The 18,737-nt window shown below is 69.6% G+C and carries 15 protein-coding genes; 11 read left to right on the forward strand and 4 right to left on the reverse strand.

The genetic code is table 11. The features are described from left to right. Positions 1-127 precede the first annotated feature (127 nt). Positions 128-1,687, forward strand: a complete 1,560-nt coding sequence (locus tag WMF11_RS22765) for a phosphorylase family protein (RefSeq protein ID WP_437978892.1) — start codon at positions 128-130, stop codon at positions 1,685-1,687. A gap of 185 nt (positions 1,688-1,872) precedes the next feature. Here WMF11_RS22765 and WMF11_RS22770 read toward each other — a convergent pair whose 3' ends face one another. From WMF11_RS22770 to WMF11_RS22785, 4 genes are all read right to left on the reverse strand, one after another. Further along, a complete protein-coding gene (locus tag WMF11_RS22770; RefSeq protein WP_437978893.1) occupies positions 1,873-2,073 on the reverse strand; it encodes a hypothetical protein in 201 nt (66 codons plus the stop codon). Next, positions 2,070-2,633: a sigma-70 family RNA polymerase sigma factor gene (locus WMF11_RS22775; RefSeq protein ID WP_437978894.1), complete on the reverse strand. Its 564-nt coding sequence runs from the start codon at positions 2,631-2,633 to the stop codon at positions 2,070-2,072. The genes WMF11_RS22770 and WMF11_RS22775 overlap by 4 nt, the downstream gene beginning before the upstream one ends. A gap of 193 nt (positions 2,634-2,826) precedes the next feature. Beyond that, positions 2,827-3,723, reverse strand: a complete 897-nt coding sequence (locus WMF11_RS22780) for a helix-turn-helix transcriptional regulator (RefSeq protein WP_437978895.1) — start codon at positions 3,721-3,723, stop codon at positions 2,827-2,829. Between the two features lie 120 nt (positions 3,724-3,843). After that, entirely contained in the window at positions 3,844-4,974 is a 1,131-nt protein-coding gene (locus tag WMF11_RS22785) for an RNA polymerase sigma factor (protein WP_437978896.1), read from the reverse strand. A gap of 427 nt (positions 4,975-5,401) precedes the next feature. On the opposite strand from WMF11_RS22785, the gene WMF11_RS22790 reads away from it, so the two are divergent. The 10 genes from WMF11_RS22790 to WMF11_RS22835 all read left to right on the forward strand — a co-directional run bounded on the left by WMF11_RS22790 (position 5,402) and on the right by WMF11_RS22835 (position 18,646). Next, positions 5,402-6,322, forward strand: coding sequence for a hypothetical protein (locus WMF11_RS22790; RefSeq protein WP_437978897.1), 921 nt, complete (start codon positions 5,402-5,404; stop codon positions 6,320-6,322). 20 nt (positions 6,323-6,342) lie between these two features. Beyond that, the gene (locus tag WMF11_RS22795) at positions 6,343-7,971 is read left to right on the forward strand and encodes a hypothetical protein (protein ID WP_437979332.1); all 1,629 of its coding nucleotides are present in this window, start codon (positions 6,343-6,345) and stop codon (positions 7,969-7,971) included. 38 nt (positions 7,972-8,009) lie between these two features. Next, the gene (locus WMF11_RS22800; protein WP_437978898.1) at positions 8,010-9,554 is read left to right on the forward strand and encodes a hypothetical protein; all 1,545 of its coding nucleotides are present in this window, start codon (positions 8,010-8,012) and stop codon (positions 9,552-9,554) included. 406 nt (positions 9,555-9,960) lie between these two features. Beyond that, complete coding sequence (locus WMF11_RS22805) at positions 9,961-11,421, forward strand: hypothetical protein (RefSeq protein ID WP_437978899.1); 1,461 nt, start codon at positions 9,961-9,963, stop codon at positions 11,419-11,421. Further along, a complete protein-coding gene (locus tag WMF11_RS22810) occupies positions 11,418-13,625 on the forward strand; it encodes a hypothetical protein (RefSeq protein ID WP_437978900.1) in 2,208 nt (735 codons plus the stop codon). Before WMF11_RS22805 ends, WMF11_RS22810 begins: the two co-directional genes overlap by 4 nt. Positions 13,626-13,978: 353 nt before the next feature. After that, positions 13,979-14,680, forward strand: a complete 702-nt coding sequence (locus tag WMF11_RS22815) for a hypothetical protein (protein ID WP_437978901.1) — start codon at positions 13,979-13,981, stop codon at positions 14,678-14,680. 30 nt (positions 14,681-14,710) lie between these two features. Further along, positions 14,711-15,781 (forward strand): hypothetical protein, encoded by a 1,071-nt coding sequence (locus WMF11_RS22820; protein ID WP_437978902.1) that lies wholly within the window; start codon positions 14,711-14,713, stop codon positions 15,779-15,781. 23 nt (positions 15,782-15,804) lie between these two features. Further along, a complete protein-coding gene (locus tag WMF11_RS22825; RefSeq protein WP_437978903.1) occupies positions 15,805-16,161 on the forward strand; it encodes a hypothetical protein in 357 nt (118 codons plus the stop codon). Positions 16,162-16,501: 340 nt separating this feature from the next. Further along, the gene (locus tag WMF11_RS22830) at positions 16,502-17,365 is read left to right on the forward strand and encodes a tyrosine-type recombinase/integrase (protein WP_437974294.1); all 864 of its coding nucleotides are present in this window, start codon (positions 16,502-16,504) and stop codon (positions 17,363-17,365) included. Positions 17,366-17,371: 6 nt separating this feature from the next. After that, the gene (locus WMF11_RS22835) at positions 17,372-18,646 is read left to right on the forward strand and encodes an IS91 family transposase (protein WP_437974295.1); all 1,275 of its coding nucleotides are present in this window, start codon (positions 17,372-17,374) and stop codon (positions 18,644-18,646) included. The last annotated feature ends 91 nt before the right edge of the window (positions 18,647-18,737 follow it).

Consider the following 18,737-nt stretch of genomic DNA (forward strand, 5'->3'; position numbering starts at 1 on the left):
CGCGCGCTCGCGTTACCCCCGAAGTTAGCCGCTCCACCCCGGCGGGAGCAAGAATGCGGCACGTGCGCGCGGCGTGCCCCGTGCAGCGACCGTGCAGCCCGCACCGAATTGTGCGATCGTTCCCTACATGAGATTGAGAGGGTGCTTCGTTCTCATCGCCGGCAGCGCCAACCAACAAGCCTCGCCGGATGATCTGTCCGACGCGACGCGTTATGTTCGCGCGGTCGCTGGCGCAATCCTGCGCGAGGGAGGCGGTGTCGTCGTGTTCACCGGGGCGCCTGAACCGACTTCTACCTCCGGGCACGTGCTCATCTTTGACTGGATCGTGCTTGAAGAAGTCGAGCGCGAGGCGGCACCCGGCACTGTGCACGCGATCGCGGTGACCTCGATGAAGGTTCGCGGCCGGATGAGCGCAGAGCGCGCAGCACTCCTCGATCGGTTGGTCGCCAAGGGCACCGCTCGCCTCGTGATGGTCCCCGACGACATCCACACGGGGGGAAATATCGGCGACGCGCAGATCGCTGAGGCCTACGCGATGGTTGCGGTGGGCGGTGGCCGGGGCGTCACTGACCGCGCAACCAAGATGATGCGCAAGCGCGCGATCGTGGTGCCAGTGGACGCTCAAACAGGCGGCGCGAGCGCAGACGGGAGGGGCTCCGATGCGCTTTATCAGCAGGCGCTCCTGGCTCCCGATCGCTTTGTGCCCAGCGCGCCGCAGACGCTCCGAGAGGCGTTACCCGTTCTCACCGTACACGGCAGCGCTGCCGATGCGGCAGTGAGGGCGACGGTCGACGTCCTCTCCCGCGCACGCGCGGAGTTCGACGCGACGCATCCGCCCGATGTGCAGGTTCTCACGGCACTGTCGGTCGAACTCGAGATGGTGAAACAGGCACTCGGGATCGCATCCGATCCGCGAAAGACCACCAGCGGCACAAACGTGTGGAGGGCGGATATTGCATCTCGTCCGTTGGCGCGTGCCCTGCGCGTGGCCGTCGCGTGCATTGGCGCTGCGGGAAACGTATCTGCCGCCGCGACGACGACCGAGCTCACCACGCTGCTCCGTCCGCGCTTGGTCATCATGGTGGGAATCGCGGCGGGCATTCGGGGCAAGTGCCGCATCGGCGACGTAGTTTTCTCGGAACGCGTGACGGCGTACGAGCCTGCAGCAGTAGTCGCGGAAGGCGGCATTTCAGGGTGGATGCGGCGGAAACTGCGCCTCGACGGTGCACGGCGTGAGCCGAGGCCGGACATGTACCGGCTCGCCCATTCCATCGAGCAAGACGTCGTCGCGTACCTTGCGCCGCTCGATGCTGTTGCCTCGCGGCTCGGGTGCGCACTCACTGAAATGGGCATGGCAACGTTTGCGAGCGGTGCGGCGTCGCTTGAGGTCCGGCCGCGCCTAGCGACCATCGCGAGTGGGGAGAAGCTTCTGCGGGATCCAGGCGTTCTCGCAGGCCTTCGCGGCGAGATGCACGGCCGCATCGAGCTCGGCGAGATGGAGGCAGTGGGCATTGCGGAAGCGTGCCGTCGCGCAGGCAACGATTTTCTTATCGTGCGCGGGGTCAGCGATTTCGGCGACACGAAGAAGACCGACGACGGTCACCGCCTCGCGTCGGCAGGCGCGGCGGCCGCCTGTGCCGACTTCTTGCGCAACGGACTCGCATTCCCGGACAGAGCGCGCGAGTGAAGCCCCTGCGATGCCGTGAGCCATGCACGAGGCGCGCGAGGCGGGGGCGGTCTGTTCCGCCGCGCTGCCCCCTGGTCACGCACGGGCGCCTTGCGCTGGCGGCCGAGGCTCGGGCCGGCAAGCTCGGTGACCCCGCCGGCCGCGGGCGGCCTTGGGCGCTGGGTCGCCAGCCTCAAGCTCGACGTCTATTCGTCGTCCAGAAGCGCGAGTAGCTTGTCGCGGAGCTCTCGCTTGACCCGATGCCGGTTCAGGTCGTCCTCGTAACCGGCTGCGACAGGTGACACCTTGCTAACCCCTTTGATCATCATGAGAGCGTCGATTGTTCGCTCGGCCTCGTGATCGTCCAAGTCGCGCCGGAAGTGAACGATCAGGCCTTTGATGGTCATTGCGGCCCCACTCTCCGGGTGAAGTCCTCCAGGGGTTCCCGAAGCCCAATGATGTCGCGCAGCGCAACAATCGCCTTGGCGCGTCGCTTGTAAATCACAGAGAGAGGTAGCCCTGCGTCTTCGGCGATCTGGGCCATCGAGACTCCCTTGAGATCATGTGCCACGAGAACAAAGCGCAGCTTCGGGTCGAGCTCCTTCACAGCTTCGATGGCGCCCGCCCTGATGCTGTCGGATTCCATCGTAGCAGCGGCATCCGGCGCTGGATCGGCCACATCGATCAAGGGGACGAGCTCCTCCCTGCGATGCCGCATACGCTCGTGATAGTGCGAGGCAACGTGTACGGTGATCGCGTTCAACCAGCGTTCCGGCCTGCCGCGCTTCGGATCGAACCTGGGCCAGCTCTGCCAGGCGTTGAGCCAGACTTGGCCTGCGACGTCGGTACGATGGCACCGTGGGATTCCCAGTCTCCTCAGCCAGCTCAGCACGGCACGAACCAGCGCCGGGCAAAATAAGCGCGCATGCGCTGCGGCGCGCTCGTCTTCATTCGACAGACGACCCATCGCTTTACCCTCCCGCGCTAGCAATCACCCGTAAGAGGATGATGCCGCGCGTCCGCACTCCTGCGGCACCGTTTCGCGGTCTTCCCGGTCCGCTACCAAAGGAAGACGTCAGCCGTAGCTGCTCAGTTCCCGTAGCGGTGGCGCGCTCGCCAGCAGGCGCCTGATGGCGTGTAGCTGCAAGGCGCGGCGGCGCTCACCCACTGCTCCCTACTCCCGGAAGGGTGGTGTTCAGCGGCGAGCGCTCTGCTTCCTCCCAATCGGACCCGTTGGCGGCGCTCGCCCTTCCTTCGTCAGGCTGTAGCGGGAAGCTCGTCAGGGTGGCAGCACGACGGGCGAGCTCTTCCCCCGCGACGGCACGGACAGGGCGCGGCGACCGAAGCCGCGGCAGTGGAGGCGGCGGGAGCTTCGCCCCCGGGCTCCTGGCCACCAGCTCGGGAGACGGCACCACGGGCGGAGGAACGTCGAGCGCGCGGGGAGATACCGTCGGCGGAGTCGGCGGCGCCGAACTCGGGGCCGGCGACTCCGCTGGACGCGCTGAGCTCTCGCGCTTGGCAACGGGCTCGCCCACCTGGATCACCACGGTCTCCTCTGCGTCCGTTCGGTAGCCGTCGTGTAGCCGCCAGAGGCGCTCCCAGTACCGCGCCGGCGCGCCGGTGAAGGACTCCAGCTGCCGCGCGAGGCCGGGCGTCATGGGGAGGTCGCTCCTCAGCAACCGCTCCACCTCCCTTGGTTCCAACCCCGTGCTCTCGCCCAGCTTTCTCCTCCACGAAGGCGTCGTCGCACAGAACGACTCCAGGACCCTCCCCGGCCGGGGAGCGGGGCGCGCTCGGGCGTCTGTCAGCTCTGCAAGCGCCGCGTCGACGTGACAGTCCAGAAGGCGCCGATATCGGTCGCGTTCCCCCGCGGCCTGCGCCTTCGCATCGGTGAGGGCCGCCTCCTCGTCATCATGCGCGTGCTCGCGCGCCTCGCGAAGCTCGCGCTCGCGTCCCAGCGCTTCGCGCGCGGTCACCGCGAAGCCGATCGCGACGCACGCGATCATCGCGAGCCCGAGCGGCGACACGAGCCACATCGCACCCAGCATGTCTTCCATGAACTTTCGCCTCCTGGACCTGAGCGTTGTTGTCCGACGCAAGGCGGATCTCGGCGTTGCGCTGCGCGAAAGCAGCACCGCTATCCCCGCCTGCCTAGCTGTTGATGGGTAGCCGACGATTCAGCGAAGCTGCCTGAGCAGCGCTTCGCGCTCTGCGGCGAGCCGCCCTCGCGGGAACTGCCGCGCGTGGGCCTCGAGCAGCCGCCGAGCCTCGACGTCGGCCATGACGTCGTTGGCCTCGATTGCCCTCCGCGCCTGGTCGACCAGGCTCCTCTCGACCTCGCCGGCGGCCGGTCGAACGGCGCTCGCCGGAGGCGCGGCCCGGTGACTTCTCGTCTTCGCGTTCGACGGAGCGGGCGTGCCGGTCGCCATCGCCTCGCCGTGCGCGCTTCCGTGTTCCGTGCGCGACGACATCTCGTGCACGGTCGCCGCGGCGGGCGCCGCCGCGTCGGGCGCCCCATCTCCGCTGGCGGGCCCCGCGGCGCCCTGGGCGCCATCTCGCGCGGGGGGCGTTACGGTGTCCTGCTCCGCGGGCGCGGTGGCAGGGGCGCGGACCGCCGCCACCCTGAGCCACGATTCCAGGTCGGGCAAGGGCGGCACGGCGGAGACGAGCGCGCCGGTCAGCAGGACGAGCGCGGCCTGAACGACGATCCTCAGGCCCAGCCGGCGCAGCGAGGCCACCCACGACGCACGACGGCCGAAGCCCAGTGCAAGCGGCACGCAAATGCTCCCGTCCCTTCCCTGAGAGCGCTCCTGCGCCTGCCACCGTCCCCCCTGCACCTCGAGCTCCTTGTGCGCCCGCCGGTGTCGCGTCTTCACCGTGTCGAGCGGGAGCCCCTGCTCGGCGGCGATCTCGGCGAGCGGGACCTCCTCGAGGTCGTGCTTGATCACGAGATCCCGGTACTTGGGCTCGAGTTGGTCGATCAGCTGCCGGGTGAGCTTCTCCCGCTGCCGTCTGCGGAGCAGCTCTTCCGGCGTGGGGAGCTCATCTCGGATCTCGCGCTCATCGAACGACGTGAGCACCTCACCGCGGCAGCGCGCGTCCCGGACGTGATTGCGCGCCTGGTTGACAGCGATCGTGACACGGTAGGGCCTCGGATCTCCGCCCGGCTCGATCCGTTGGTCGGCGTCGAGCCCCCGCAGCAGCGCTTCCTGGGCGATATCCTCGGCGTTTCGCGCCGGTACACCGTGGCGCCTGGCCAGGCGCCGGAAGAGCTCGAAGCCGGGGGAGACGGTCGCTGGCTTGGCCACGGTAAGCAGCACACGCGAGGCGGCCCAAAAGGTTCAGAGAAATGAGTCGAGGAGCAACTTCGGTCGGATAATGTGCCGCCATGTGGTTTCTTAGACTACGCTTGGCCATGTCTGACGGATGGTTGAACGCATTCCCTCATCCGACCGCCAATTCCCACCGAGACCGCCGAGACGTGGCGGTTTCTGCCGGTTGACGCCTAGCAGCCGGCGTCGGTACCGTCGCGGCATGCGTTGCATTGCGCATTCGCTCTCGATTTTTCTTGCGCTCGGGGCCGCAACAGGCATCCCGAACTCGGCCAGCGCGGACAATATCCATCCGAAGGCGGGACCGAGCGACCGATCGACGGTGAAGGAGCATGTTCGCCGTGGTCAGAAAGCGCGCAAGGCCGGGCTGTGGACCGAGGCAACCGCTGAATACAAGGCAGCTTTGGAGGCCGCGGACGCGGCGACCAGCACCGAGGTGGAGCGCGCGGAGCTCGCCGGCGAGCTCGGCCTTTGCGAGCTCGCGCTGCACAAGTACCGCGACGCGGCCGAGCACCTGGCCAGGAGCCTAGAACAGCGCGAAGCGTTGCCAGAGGCGCTCCAGCAGCGATTCGAGGCAGGGCAGCGCAACGCAGCACCGCACGTCGCGCGGCTCGTGCTCGGCGTCGATCCGCCCGACGCCGAGGTGCTCGTCGACGGCAAGCGCATCGGCCGGACCGCGCGGACCTACACGCTGTTCTTCGAGCCAGGCCAACACATGGTGCGGGGCCGTGCACCGGGCTGTAAGGACGCTCTTCATTCCTTGCGCGCCGTGGCGGGCGCGGAGCACGAGTTCACGATGCCGTTGCTGTGTGCGGCGGCGAGCGGCACCAAGGAGGCGAGCAGCGCCAAGGGGACCACGACCACGACGCCGACTCCGGTGCGCGCTTTGCCCGCTCCGCGCGCGCAGGCCCCCAGCCCGTGGGCCTCGTGGCCGGGCACGCTGCGTGTCGTGGGAATCTCGCTCGCGACGGGCACCGTATCGGCAGGCGCGATCCTCATGATCAGCGCCAGCAAGCTCGATCAGGACATGAGCGCGCGGCGTGACCAGCTCCAGAGCGACCCCAGATCAAGCTCGTCCATGTGCTGGCAAGCGCCGGAGCGCTCGCCGTGCGGCGAGCTGCGGCGCCTGCGCGACGCGCGCAACCTGTCCGACCGGGTAGGCATGGCCCTGGTCATCACGGGCGGTGTGATCGGCGCGGCCACCGCCGCGTCCTTCTTCACGGACTTCTCCTTCCTGGGCCGCACGCGAGCTCAGGATCGGGTCCAGATATCGCCCGTCGTGACCGGGCACGAGACGGGCGTGAGCATCGAGGGGGTGTGGTGACCATGCCGGGTACCGAGGGGATGCGGCCACGGGAAGGCCGAGGAGCGCTGGCCGCCGCCGTTGCTGTCGTGGTCTGTGCGTGGGGAGCGAGCAGCACGCTGCTAGCTTGCACTTCGTACCGTGACGATTGCTGGGAAGTGATGGAGTGCGCCCCTGCGCCTGAGCCGACTCTCTGTGACGGCAACCCAGCGACGGCAATGGCGCTCGACGAGTGCGGGGTGTTCGTCAGCGAGCAGGGCGACGACAACAGCCCCGGAACGAAGGACGCGCCGGTGAAGACCCTGCAACACGCGATTGGGCTCGCCGCGTACGGGCGAAGCCACGACGAGAAGCCGACCCGGCGCGTGTACGCGTGCGGCGGGGAGTTCGCGGAGACGATCACGCTGCCCTCGGGGGTCGACCTCTGGGGCGGGCGCCTGTGTGACGGCGGGGATTGGTCGTACGAGGGGTCATTCGGCGGGCCGGAGCACCCGACGATCATCGCTCCGCCGGGGGGGATCCCGCTGAGGGTGATCGCAGGCGAAAAGGAGGGCAAGACGTCAACGGTCTTCGGCGCGAGCGTCAAGGCGGCCGGCGCCTCGGCACCCGACGGCAAGTCGTCGATCGCGGTGATCTTGAGCGCGGGGGCCAGGGCGATCGTGCGGGAAAGCGTGGTCGTCGCGGGGGATGGCAAGGACGGGGAACCGGGGAAGGACGCGCCGAGCTTCCGCGCGAATGCCGGCATGGTGGGGAACGACGGCGCGAACGCCTGCACCACGGACTCCCCGACGGGCGCGCTGGCAGTCGTGACCGTGTGCGACGATGGCGTCGAGTCCACCGGAGGCTACGGGGGCGACGGTGGGCTCGAGTCGGGGGGCGATGGCGCTCCGGGGCAGCCGCGGCCCGCGGAGAATCCAGAAGGCAACGGCCTTGGAGGCACTGGCGCGGCTAGCGCGCGTTGCGCTGATGGCGAAAACGGGATGGACGGCCCTGACGCCGGTCGCGCGGACGGTGCTGTTGGCGCAGGCTACCTCACCGAAGACGGCTGGATGGGAATCCGCGGTGATGATGGAAAGAGGGGCGGCGTCGGTCAAGGAGGGGGCGGCGGTGGCGGCAGCAAATCGCGGGGAGCGATGGGGGCGTGCCCGGCTGGCCGCCCGCAGGCCGGCGCAGGTGGCGGCTCAGGTGGCAGCGGCGGCTGCGGTGGCCTCGGGGGCAAAGGCGGTGGTTATGGCGGGTCGAGCATCGGCGTCGTTGCCCTGCACGGGAGCTCGGTGACGCTCGAGGCGACTCGGGTGACTACGGGCAACGGCGGCAACGGCGGGGTCGGCGGCACGGGCCAACCGGGGGGCGGGGGTTCCGTCGGCGGCTATGGTGGAAAGCCTCCTCCCGGTGTCAGTGAGATGTGGCCCGCGTGCTCCGGCGGCGCGGGTGGCCACGGCGGTCGCGGGGGCGACGCCGGCGGCGGCCTCGGGGGGTCGTCCTACGGCGTCGCTGCTCACAGCGCCTACGTGGGCATCGGGCCGGACTCCCCTGTACAGCTTGGAAACCCTGGCCAGGGCGGCAGCGCAGGTAATGCAGGACCAGATGACGAGGTGGGGATGGGCGAGGATGGCGACTCCATGCCTTACCGTCAATTCGACGTGCCCAATCCCGCCCCGCCCCGCTGATTGTCCCCCTCGCTACGACACGACATCGAGGAAGAACGATGCGAACCACAAGAGCGATCCATCTGTCCCCCGCGCTGCTGCTCGCCCTGGCCGGCTGCGGCACCGCGCCGGGCCCCAACGAGCCTGGCGGACCGGCGTGCGACGGCACCTCGTCGTGTCAAGGCGAGCCGCCGCCGGAGTCGGTCTGTCTCGAGCGTCTCGCCGCCGACGTGTGGGAAGATGGATGCGGCGTGTTCGTGGGGGGCGTCTGGGGCAGCGGCGACGACGCGAACCCCGGCACGACCAAAGACAAGCCGGTGCGCACGCTGCAGCGCGGCGTGGAGCTCGCGCGTACCGGCCGAGGGCGCGTCTTCGCGTGCGCCGACGGGTTCTTCGGGCCCCTGACGCTGCCTTCCGGCGTGGATCTCATCGGGGGGTTCGGCTGCGTGAGCTGGAAGCGCCAGGCCGACACGCGCTCTGTGCTTCAGATTTCGGACAGGCCGGACATCGTCCTGACCGTTGTGCCGGCGAGCGACGGCGACAGCGGCGCCGCGGACGGGGTATCGACAATCGTCGACATGATCTTGGATGGGTGGGCCCCGATCACGATGCTTGTTCGCTCCAACACGGCCGTGGAGCTCATCCGGAGCGAGCTCCGCACCTCCTACGGATGGGCAGGCCACGATGGCGAGAAATGGGGCGGGCTAAACCAGGCACCGCGCGGACCGGATGGCGTGTATGGCGGCGATGCGTGCTCGGCAGACACGGTCCCCGGCGGCCCGGCGGTGATGAATCCGTGCGATGGCGGAATCCCGAGCGCCGGTGGCAAGGGAGGCGACGGGCGCGCCGACGGCGCTGGAGATGGGGAGGCCGGCGAGCCCGTACCCGAGCCGGACCCCGGCCACGATGGGCAGGGAGGACTTGGCAACCGGGCAGACGGTGGTTGCAGCGGCGGCTTCACCGGGAAAAACGGCATGTGGGGTACCGTCGGCGCCGCGGGTCAGGGCATCGGGCGTATCACCGAGACAGGATGGGAGGCCGATTGGGCAGGCGACGGCGATAGGGGCATGCCGGGTCAAGGCGGCGGCGGGGGCGGTGGCCGTCGAGGCGGCCTCGCCGTGTGCGGCGTGGCCTCGAAGGGAGGCGCCGGCGGCGGCTCCGGAGGCGCTGGTGGCTGCGGTGGGCGAGGCGGTCGAGGGGGTGAGAACGGCCACCCGACGATCGGGATCGTCGCGCTCCACGCCAACCTGACGGTACGCGACACCGTGATCGAGACGCTCGCCGGGGGACCGGGTGGCGACGGCGGGCCACCCGAGCAAGGGGGCAAAGGCGGTCGAGGCGAACTGGGCGGCGCCGTGGGAGACGGCACCTGGTCCTGCAAGGGTGGCGACGGCGGCCTAGGGGGCGATGGCGGCTACGGCGGCCCCGGGCGCGGCGGCGACTCGATCGGCATCGCCTACCTCGACGAAGCTCGGCTCACGCTCGAGGGGGTCACCTATACTCTCGGACCGCCGGGGAAGGGCGGCGTGAGCTGGGATTGGTCTGGCGAAGAGATCCGGGGGGAGGACGGCACCCGGGTCGAGACGCTGCGTTTCCCTGAATAGGATCACGACACTTCAGGCGAACCCTGGTGTGACAGGGCGCCGACGGTGGTACGCCCGGAGCTCCACGAGGGCGCCCGCGGGCCTGCTGGTGGCGACGTGGACAGCCGCGCGGCGCCCCAGGAGCACGACGCCGAGACCTCGCTCGCGGAGCTCGCCGGCGAGGGTCACGAGCTCAGCGGCGTCCGCCTCGACCCCGCGGTCGGTCCACAGGCGGTGGCGCCACGCACCCCCAAGCACACCTCTCCGGTTCGGCGACTGTCCGCGCATTGAGGACGGACAACCTGGCGCTCGGGGCGCGATCCACGGCCGAGCAATGTCCTAGCGCTCTGGTGGGGACGCTTGCTTTTGGAAAATCGACGGGCGAGCGTGCGCGGGCGAGAAATTTCGCGGGGTGGAGGCAATGAGCATGATCGAGAGATCCAGACCGGCGCGACGGAGGGCGTTCCTTGCGGCGGCCATCGGCGCGCTGACGTTCGGTGCGACGGCGGCCGGGTGCTTGTGGAAGTTCGGGGACGACACGTTCGGGAGCTTCTGCGCGGCCGCGGTGGGCGGCGAGGAGCACTGCGTGGGCGAGAATCAGGGGCCTGGCGCCGCGTGGGCCCAGGCCGAGAAGGACGGCGCTCTGCCCATCGAGGTGTGGGCCACCTGGCCGAACAACAAGACGCCGGAGGAGATCGTCGCGAGCGAAACCTCGCTCGGCGTCTGGTTCGGCCACATCGACGAGGCGATTGCGTACGTGCGCGACGACGCGAGGAACGCCGAGTCCCTGCGGGCGACGCTCGCGGGCAAGCTCGCGCAGTTGCTCGACGAGGCGAGGGACCGCCAGAGGGTGCTGCTCGCGGAGGCGCCGGTCGACGCGGCCGGCAACTTCAAGGCGGCGATGCTCGACAAGGCCAGCGCCGAGAGGGAACCGCTCGCCGCCACGCTCGCGGCCGACCGGCAGGCGATGGCGGCCGTGCAGGCGGTCTTCGACCAGGCCCGGAGCGACGTCGCGCCGCTGCGATCGAAGTACGCGGGCGTCGCGGCGCGCTTCGCCGCGTATCGCGCGACCGAGGCGGCGGAGACGGCGGCGTACGCGGCGCTCTCGGCGCAGGCGTCGCGGTCGGATATCGACGGCCTCGACGGCGTGGAGCAGGCCGTACTCGCGGCGGCGCGCGAGGCGAGCCGCGCGCCCGGCGAGCTCACCGCGGACATCCTGGGTTGGTCTGCGACGCTCCAGGTCTTCGCGGCCTCCTTCGATGAGGTGATGGCGCCGCACAGGGAGCTGCTCGCGACGCACGGCGCGGTGCTGCCGGACATGACGTCGGGTGCGCTGCGCTCGCTGAACGCGATGCTGGGTTATGTGAAGGGTCGCGTCGCCCGGAGCGACGCGACCGCGGCGGCGCTGCTCGGCGGCATCGCGCTGCGCCGGCAGGCGCTCCGCGTGCTGCAGATGGACGAGGGGGCGCGCGAGGCGATCGCAGGGGAGCGGACGCGTAAGGCGTCGGACGCCTTCGAGCAGCGTGCGCGCGCGCAGGTCGCGGCGCTGTCGGCGGCGCCGCCGGTGAGCGAGAAGCTCGGGCTGCCGCTCTTGGCCGAGCGGTGCGGCGAGCTCCTGGCGCTGGCGCAGCTGCGACCGCTCTGCGAGGCGGCGGGGTCGTCCTGGCGCGAGGCCGGGTGCGCGGAGCTTCGAGGGCGGTTCGACGCCGCGGAGGCCGAGCTCAGGACGGGGGTGCCGCAGAAGATCGCGGCGGGTCTCGCGGCGCTGCGGGAGAAGGGCATGGCCGCGGCGGAGCTCGACGCGGCTCAGGCGAGGCTCGACGCTGGGGACGTGAAGGGCGCCGCGATCGCGTATGACGCCGCCGTGCGCGGCGCGGAGGGGACATGAGAGGCTGCAAGGACGTTGCGCTGCGCGGCCGGAGCGCCGCGGTGTTCCAGAGGCTCGTCGCGCTGGTCACGGTGCTGGCGGTGGTGGCGCCCTCGTTCGCGTGGGCCGGCACGCCGTACAGGCTGGACTGGGTTAGCACGGAATCCAGCGCGTCGTGCGAGGCCCCTTTCCTCGCTCACAACGGAGGGACGTACTTCCATGTGAACGACACGCCGCTCCCCACCTACGAGGTTCCGGACACGCTGGTGACCCACGATGACGGCTCGCAAAGCCACCAGGCGGAGGCGGAGTTCGACTCGGTGCTGCTCCGGTTCGGAGCGAACGACTTCCACTTCGGTGTGCGGAACGCTGGCGGTGACGACTGGTGCACCGACGCGCACGAGCTTGTGAGCCTCGTCTCGGAGCCGCTCGGCCTGAACAAGCCGCTCTTCCATGTGCGGCGCAGCGGGACGGCGTTCTCCGGCGCCACGACCCTCGACCTGAGCCTCGCGGAGGTCAACCCGGCGCTGGCGCGCGACATCGAGATCCTGCTGGCCGAGATCGCCAAGGAGCGCGCGGCGCTCGTGGCGAACGCACGGGCGGTGGGCCTGCTGGCGGAGAAGCTGGACCTGCTCCAGCAGCTCGACACCGAGCTCAAGGACCTTGTCGGCCGGCCGCTGGACGAGATCTCGCGGACCGACCTCGAGGCGATCCTGGACCGGTACAAGGACGCGGTCGCGCCGGAGACGCGCGCGGCGATGGAGCAGCTCGTCGACGACCTGAAGCAGAGCGTCAGCGATCTCGAGGACGAGCTCGCGCGGCTGATGGACGAGTTCGGCGCGCAGGCCGACGAGGTGGCGGACCTGGCGACGGAAGACGCGCGCGCCGAGGGGTGGGATCCGGACGACCCGCAGGCGTACGCGCTCGGGGAGAGCGAGGTGCCGTGGGTCGAGGTGCCGGACATCGCGGAGGTGGACGGCGCGTTCGACGAGGGGCGGGATCCCTATGCGGCGTACGCGGACGCGGTGCTCGCGGCGCTGGAGGCAGACGTCAGCGGCCGGGTGGTGGTGTTTCGGGCGGACTTCGTGGCGAACGTTCGGGCGTGGAGGGCCAACCGCGGAGCGCTGGAGATCGCGCTGCGCGACCGAATGGGCGTGTCGCTCGCGGAGACCAACGCGTTCCTGAAGGCGCAGAACCGGATCACCGGGTTCGTGCGGCAGTTCATGGATGCATCGGACTGGTTCGAGGACTCGCCCGTGCCTGCCGACCTGCGGGCGCAGGTGGACACGGTGCTGAAGCCACGGTTCGATGCGCTCGCGGACCAGATGAAGGACAACCTCAACCTGTGGACGGGAGAGGGGTTCGATCTGGAGCAGACGCAGCTCTACCAGACGATCAGCGCGTTTGCGGGCGCGATGTCGACGGTCGCGGAAGGCTTCGAGGCGTACGCGGAGGTGATGCAGACGCTGGTGCACGCGACGACGCGCATCGGGGTGGGCTTCGTGCCGGTGGTGGGGCCGACGCTCGACCTGTGCGAGGCGGTGACGGGGAAGGCGTGGTGCCTGCCGTCGGGCGAGGAGCTCAGCGACGAGGAGCGGATCTTCTCAGGGATGGGGTTCGGACTCGGCGCGGTCGGGCCGATGTGGCGCGCGGTCAAGATCAGCAGCGGGCTGCGGCCGGCGGCGATCCGGGTGGCCGGGGAGATCGCCGAGATCGAGGAGGTGTTCGCCAAGATCGTGAAAATGAAACGCGTCCGGGGGTACAAGAACCTCCGCGGGGCGATCACCAAGTTCGATGTGGACATCTTCGAGAAGAAGGCGGCGAAGTTCCTGGTGGACGACGGTCGATCGCTCGTCGGGGTCGGCGATGACGGCGTGCGCGAGGTGGTCGGCATTCCAAAGCACTCAAGCCCTGGTGGCAGCGAGGGGGCGGCGCCCGACTTCGTGTCGATATCCAGCGGGCACAAGCTGATCGTGAGCGAGGCAAAGGGCGGCGGAAAGATCGAGGTTAGGAAGGTGCGCGACCAGCTCACGAACGCGATGGAGGCGCTGAAGAAGAAACGGCTGGATGGAGATGTGGCCCGGTATGAGCTCATCATGGAGCAGGGGGCGAAGTTTGATGACCCGAACATTACGGTTCGGGACGGCTACCTGTTCAACTGGAAGACGGGTAAGAGCGTGACCTTGATAGACTCCAACGAATTCATTATGGTGATCCGGCTATGAGCGAATCAGAGCCTTGCTTCTATGCATGGTGTGACGAGGCAGAACGGCTCGACGCGTTCGCCGCGGCACTGTCGGCCCTCGTCAACCCGGGTGCTCTGATCAGCCTGATGATGAGCCACCAGCAAGGGTGCGAGACGCGCTCCGTGGACGAAGTGCTCGCGATGATCCGCGCTCACTTCGGAGAAACGAACAACGCTCACCTAGGCTCTGGCGTGACGCCGAACGGTTCCGAGTGCGCCATGCTGTTCGGCCTCAAATGCTACACCGACGAAAGCGAACGACTCCATCCTTGGGGCCCGCTGTGCTTGACTGCGGGCGAACGCAAGCGGGATTTCTACCCCTACGAGATCGCCGTGAGCAGAGGGCCCCGCTCCGTGGAAGCCGAGGCCGCGGTCGCCTGCCATCGGGTCCAGGGCGACATCGAGGACCTCCTGCTGCGCCTCTGCGCGCCGGACGCGAGCGGGCGCGTCCCGACCGGCGCCTGTACGGGCGAGGAGGACTGGATCGCCCCGGTCGAGATGTGCGCGACCTACAACGCGAACGCCGCGGAGCTCGCGCGTGACCTCGCCCTCTCGTGGGTGAGCCTCCACGACAAGGAGAGTGTCTCCCGCATCTCCGGCACGCCGCTGGAGGCGCTCCGCGCGCGGGTGGAAGCCGCGCCGCGCGGCGCGCGCGTGCCCATGAACAGCACGAGCGAGCTCACGGGCTCGCTCTCGCGCGAGACCGTGCTCAAGGCGCTCGCGACGCCGCCGGCCACGCTGCTCGAAGCGCTAGAGGCCGCGGCGGTGCCCGACGACGCGTGGCGCGCGGCCGAGCCCAAGGCGCGCGAGCTCCTGGAGCTGAGCCGCCAGCTCGACGATGAAGCCGCCGGGGAGGTCCCACCTGCGTTCTGGGTAGACATCACGACCCGCGAGCACACCCGCTTCCTCGAAGAGCACGCCCCCTTCCACGTCCGCCGCCTCCCGAGCGGCGGCGTGGTGCTGGCCACCCACCCCTACCGCACGCTCTGGCCGCTCTGGGCCGACGCACTCTTCGTGCTCGGCCTCATGTCCTGACGCAGGCTGCCTCACGAGGATGATCGATCGATGAGAGAAGGTCCGTTTTTCTTCGCCTGGTGTGACGAGGCACAGAGGGTCGATGCGTTCGGCGCGGCGCTGTCGGCCCTCATCAAGGAGCCACAGTACAGCATGCGCGCGATCATGGACCACGACACGGAATGCAATACGATCTCCGTGGATGAAGTGGTCGCGATGCTCCGAGCCCACTTCGGACGCACCGACGCGGAGACCTACTTCGTCGCATCGTTGAGCCAGGAGCACTTCGTCCATTGCATCCTTCGCTGCTTCACCGACAAGAGCGAGCGTCTCAAGCCGAAGGGTCCCATCCACGTGCACCCCCGCCACATCGAGGACTTTCCCCTCACGCGGATGGACCTCGCTTTGGACCGCGGCCCGCGCTCCGTGCAGGCCGAGGCCGTGCTCGCGTGGCACATGGCGCTGGAAGACATCGAGGACGTCCTGCTCCGCCTCTGCGCGCCGGACGCGAGCGGGCGCGTCCCGACCGGTGGCTGCACGACGGCGCGCACCTGGCTCGCGCCGGTCGCCCTGTGCGCGACGTACAACGCGGACGCTCGTGACCTCGCGCGCGACCTCGCCCTCTCGTGGATCTGCCTTCACGACAAGGACAGGGTGTCGCGCACCGCGGGGCTGTCGCTGGATGCGCTCCGCGCGCGGGTGGAAGCCGCGCCGCCCGGCGCGTGCGTCGCGCTACGACATGCGGGTGCGCATTCGAGCTCGCTCTCCCGCGAAACCGTCCTCAAGGCGATGGCAACACCACCCTCCGCCCTGCTCGAAGCGCTCGAAGCCGCGGCGGAGACCCCAGACGGCGCGTGGCGCGCCGCGGAGCCGCGCGCGCGCGAGATCTACGAGCGGACGCAGCAGCGCAGGGAGAGCGATGGAGGGGGCGCGGAGACAGGCAGCGGCTCGGCCCTGTCGGAGGTCGAGATCACCCTCGACCACTTCGATTTCCTTGTCGACCACGCCCGGTTCCACGTCCGGCGCCTCCCGAGCGGCGGCGTGGTGCTCGCGACCCACCCCTACCGCACGCTCTGGCCGCTCTGGTCGGATGCCCTCTTCGCGCTCGGCCTGATGCCCTAACAATCCCGCCCAGCCGCCGCGGCGTGCCGGCCTCGCTCGAGCGCATCGACCTGGTCGTCGAGATCGCCGGCCGGCGCTTCGAGGAGCGATTCGCCTGCCCCTGCGAGCCGAACAGCGAGACGACGTTCTCGTGGGACGGCAAGGACGCCTCCGGGCGCCCCCTCGAAGGAGCGCAGCCGGTGACGGTGCGGGTCGGCTACGTCTACCGGGGTGGGGCTTCGGAGGCGACGGCGGACCGGCCGAACTCTCTCGCGCGGTGCGCGTGGGTCGCGTTCTGCGCGTTGGACCAAGCCGCTTCGCGGCAGCTCCTGTCCCTGCTGAGGTCGATCGCGACGACGACCGCGACCGCGATGAAAACGCCGCCCTCGCGCCCCGCGTAGGCCTCCACGAGACCCTGGGAGCGGCGGCGCTCGGGGCCGCGAGCGAGCTCGATGCTGACGAGGTGCAGGAGCTCGGCGTGAGGCTCAAGAAGATGCTGCGGGCCCTGCTCCGTTAAGCATTGCGGATACCGAGCCGCGATTTCCTGCTGCGGCTCGGCTCCTTGTCTTCGCTGCGGTTGTGACGGCACTCATTGCTGCCGCAGCGTGGATTTTGCCGGTGTTCATTGCGAAAAAAAACGCCCGGCGCAGCGCAGGTCTGGCCGCCCGCCACCGCATTCCCTGCCCACCCTGCCGTTCGCGACGCCCCTGCCCGGGCGCCGCGTCCACCAGGAGGGCAGCGATGGGACAGCTCCGCGATCGAATGGCCGAAGACCTGAAGCTGCGGCGATACAAGCCGTCGACATGCGACAATTACCTCCGCTGCGCACGGGCCTTCGTAGCCTACCACCGCAAGCCGCCGCAGCAGATGGGTCTCGACGAGGTGCGCGCGTTTTTGCTCTACCTCGCCGAGCAGCGAAAGATCGCGGAGGCGACGCAGCACCAGTACGTGGCGGCGATCAAGTTCCTCTACGCCACCACGCTCGGGCGTCCGGAGGTCGCCGTCGCGATCCCCTGGCCGAAGGTGCCCCAGAAGCTGCCGCCGGTCCTCAGCGGCACCGAGGTCGAGGCGCTGCTCAACGCGATCGGCTCGGTCAAGCAGCGCACGATCGTACTGACGGCGTACGGTGCCGGTCTGCGGATCGATGAGGTCTGCTCGCTGCGGGTCGAGGACGTCGACAGCAAGCGCAACCTCATCCACGTCCGCAATGGCAAGCTCGGGCGTGATCGGTACGTGATGCTCAGCGCCCCCGTGCTGACCGCGCTGCGCATCTACTGGCGGGCGGAGAGACCGGCTGGACCGGAGCTGTTCCCGGGTCGCAAGCAGGGCTCGGTCATCTCGCACGAGGCGGTGCGCAACGCGCTGCGCGAGGCGGCGAGGCGCTGCAAGCTGCACAAGCGCGTCACCCCGCACGTGCTGCGGCACAGCTTTGCCACCCACCTGCTCGAGCTCGGCACCGACATCCGCGTCATCCAGGCCCTGCTCGGCCACCGCTCCATCCGCACCACCGTCCGCTACGTCCGCGTCAGCCAGGCTCACGTCGGTCGCACCCGCAGCCCGGCCGAAGTGCTCGGCACCCAGGAGGCCAAGAAGAAGCTCGGCTGAGGTCGCGTGCTCACGCATCGCCTGGCGCCGCGGCCCGCGGCGACGGGTAGGCCTCGTCTCGAGGTCGCGGATATCGTCCGCGCCCACGGCGAGGCCTACCTGCGCGCCCACGCCGTCTCCGCCGCCCAGCGCAAGGTCCTGCGCGACATCGCGGCGTGCAGGACCGCGGTGCTGGGCGGCCATGTCGACGTGTGCACGAGCTGCGGCCACGAGCAGCCCTCGTACAACTCCTGCCGCAACCGCCACTGTCCCAAGTGCCAGAGCCTCAGCCAGGCCAGGTGGATCGCCGAGCGGCAGCAGCGCATCCTGCCGACGCACTACTTCCACGTCGTCTTCACGCTCCCGGCCGAGCTGCGCCCGCTGGCGCTCGTCAACCCGCAGACGGTCTTCGATCTGCTCTTCCAGTGCGGCTCGCAGACGCTGCTCACGCTCGGCCGCGATCCCAAACGGCTCGGCGCCGACCTCGGTGTCACCGCCGTGCTGCACACCTGGAGCCGCAACCTCAGCTTCCATCCACACCTGCACTGTATCGTCACCGGCGGTGGGCTCTCGCTCGACGGCTCGCGCTGGATCGAGGGGCGGCGCGGCTACCTCTTCCCTGTGCAGGTCCTCGGCAAGCTCTTCCGTGGCAAGTTGCTCGCTGCGCTTCGGCAGGCCTATGACCAAGGAGAGCTCGACCTGACCGGCGGGGCCGCCGCGCTGGCCAACCCCGCTGCCTTCGCTGCGCTGCTCGGCGCGCTCTACCGCAAGCCCTGGGTGGTGTACGCCAAGCCGCCCTTCGCTGGGCCCGAGCAGGTCTTTGCTTACCTCGGTCGCTATACCCACCGTGTCGGGCTGTCCAATCACCGGCTGCGGTGGATGGATGAGCGCGGCGTGTGCTTCCGGACCCGCGGAGACAAGACCGTGACGCTCTCCGCAGAGGAGTTTCTGCGTCGCTTCCTGCTGCACGTGCTGCCTCATCGCTTCGTGAAGATCCGACACTTCGGCCTGATGGCTGCGTGTCACGCCACCACCACGCTCGAGGTGGCACGCACGAGGATCCTGGCGGCGCGAGACGCAGGGCAGCGCGCTGTCCGGGGAGATGAGCACCGGGAAGGCAGCTCTCACGAGCACGAGCCCTCTGCGCGCCACGTCGTCAAGGTCGACTGGTGCACGCTGCTCACCGCGCTCACGGGGATCGACCTGTCCATCTGCCCTCGCTGCGGCCAGGCTGCGATGGCTCGCCGCCCGCTGCCGTCGTGCGTCGTCGCCTCTTCCGCTGCTCCTCCGGACACGTCATGAGCATCGCTGGCCTGGGCAGGAGCAACAACACCACCTCCGTCGCGTGGCGGTCAGGCATCGATCCGCCTTCTGCGCCGTCCATGTCGGCAGC

It is taken from the genome of Sorangium sp. So ce295, from assembly GCF_051527405.1.
Lineage (GTDB): Bacteria > Myxococcota_A > Polyangia > Polyangiales > Polyangiaceae > Sorangium > Sorangium cellulosum_B.

Bases quoted from the DNA above. Each gene is read 5' to 3' on its own strand.
- WMF11_RS22805 (WP_437978899.1), top strand. From the start codon at position 9,961: ATGATCGAGAGATCCAGACCGGCGCGACGGAGGGCGTTCCTTGCGGCG.
- WMF11_RS22810 (WP_437978900.1), top strand. From the start codon at position 11,418: ATGAGAGGCTGCAAGGACGTTGCGCTGCGCGGCCGGAGCGCCGCGGTG.
- WMF11_RS22765 (WP_437978892.1), top strand. From the start codon at position 128: ATGAGATTGAGAGGGTGCTTCGTTCTCATCGCCGGCAGCGCCAACCAA.
- WMF11_RS22820 (WP_437978902.1), top strand. From the start codon at position 14,711: ATGAGAGAAGGTCCGTTTTTCTTCGCCTGGTGTGACGAGGCACAGAGG.
- WMF11_RS22830 (WP_437974294.1), top strand. From the start codon at position 16,502: ATGGGACAGCTCCGCGATCGAATGGCCGAAGACCTGAAGCTGCGGCGA.
- WMF11_RS22795 (WP_437979332.1), top strand. From the start codon at position 6,343: ATGCGGCCACGGGAAGGCCGAGGAGCGCTGGCCGCCGCCGTTGCTGTC.
- WMF11_RS22780 (WP_437978895.1), bottom strand. From the start codon at position 3,723: ATGGAAGACATGCTGGGTGCGATGTGGCTCGTGTCGCCGCTCGGGCTC.
- WMF11_RS22770 (WP_437978893.1), bottom strand. From the start codon at position 2,073: ATGACCATCAAAGGCCTGATCGTTCACTTCCGGCGCGACTTGGACGAT.
- WMF11_RS22800 (WP_437978898.1), top strand. From the start codon at position 8,010: ATGCGAACCACAAGAGCGATCCATCTGTCCCCCGCGCTGCTGCTCGCC.
- WMF11_RS22775 (WP_437978894.1), bottom strand. From the start codon at position 2,633: ATGGGTCGTCTGTCGAATGAAGACGAGCGCGCCGCAGCGCATGCGCGC.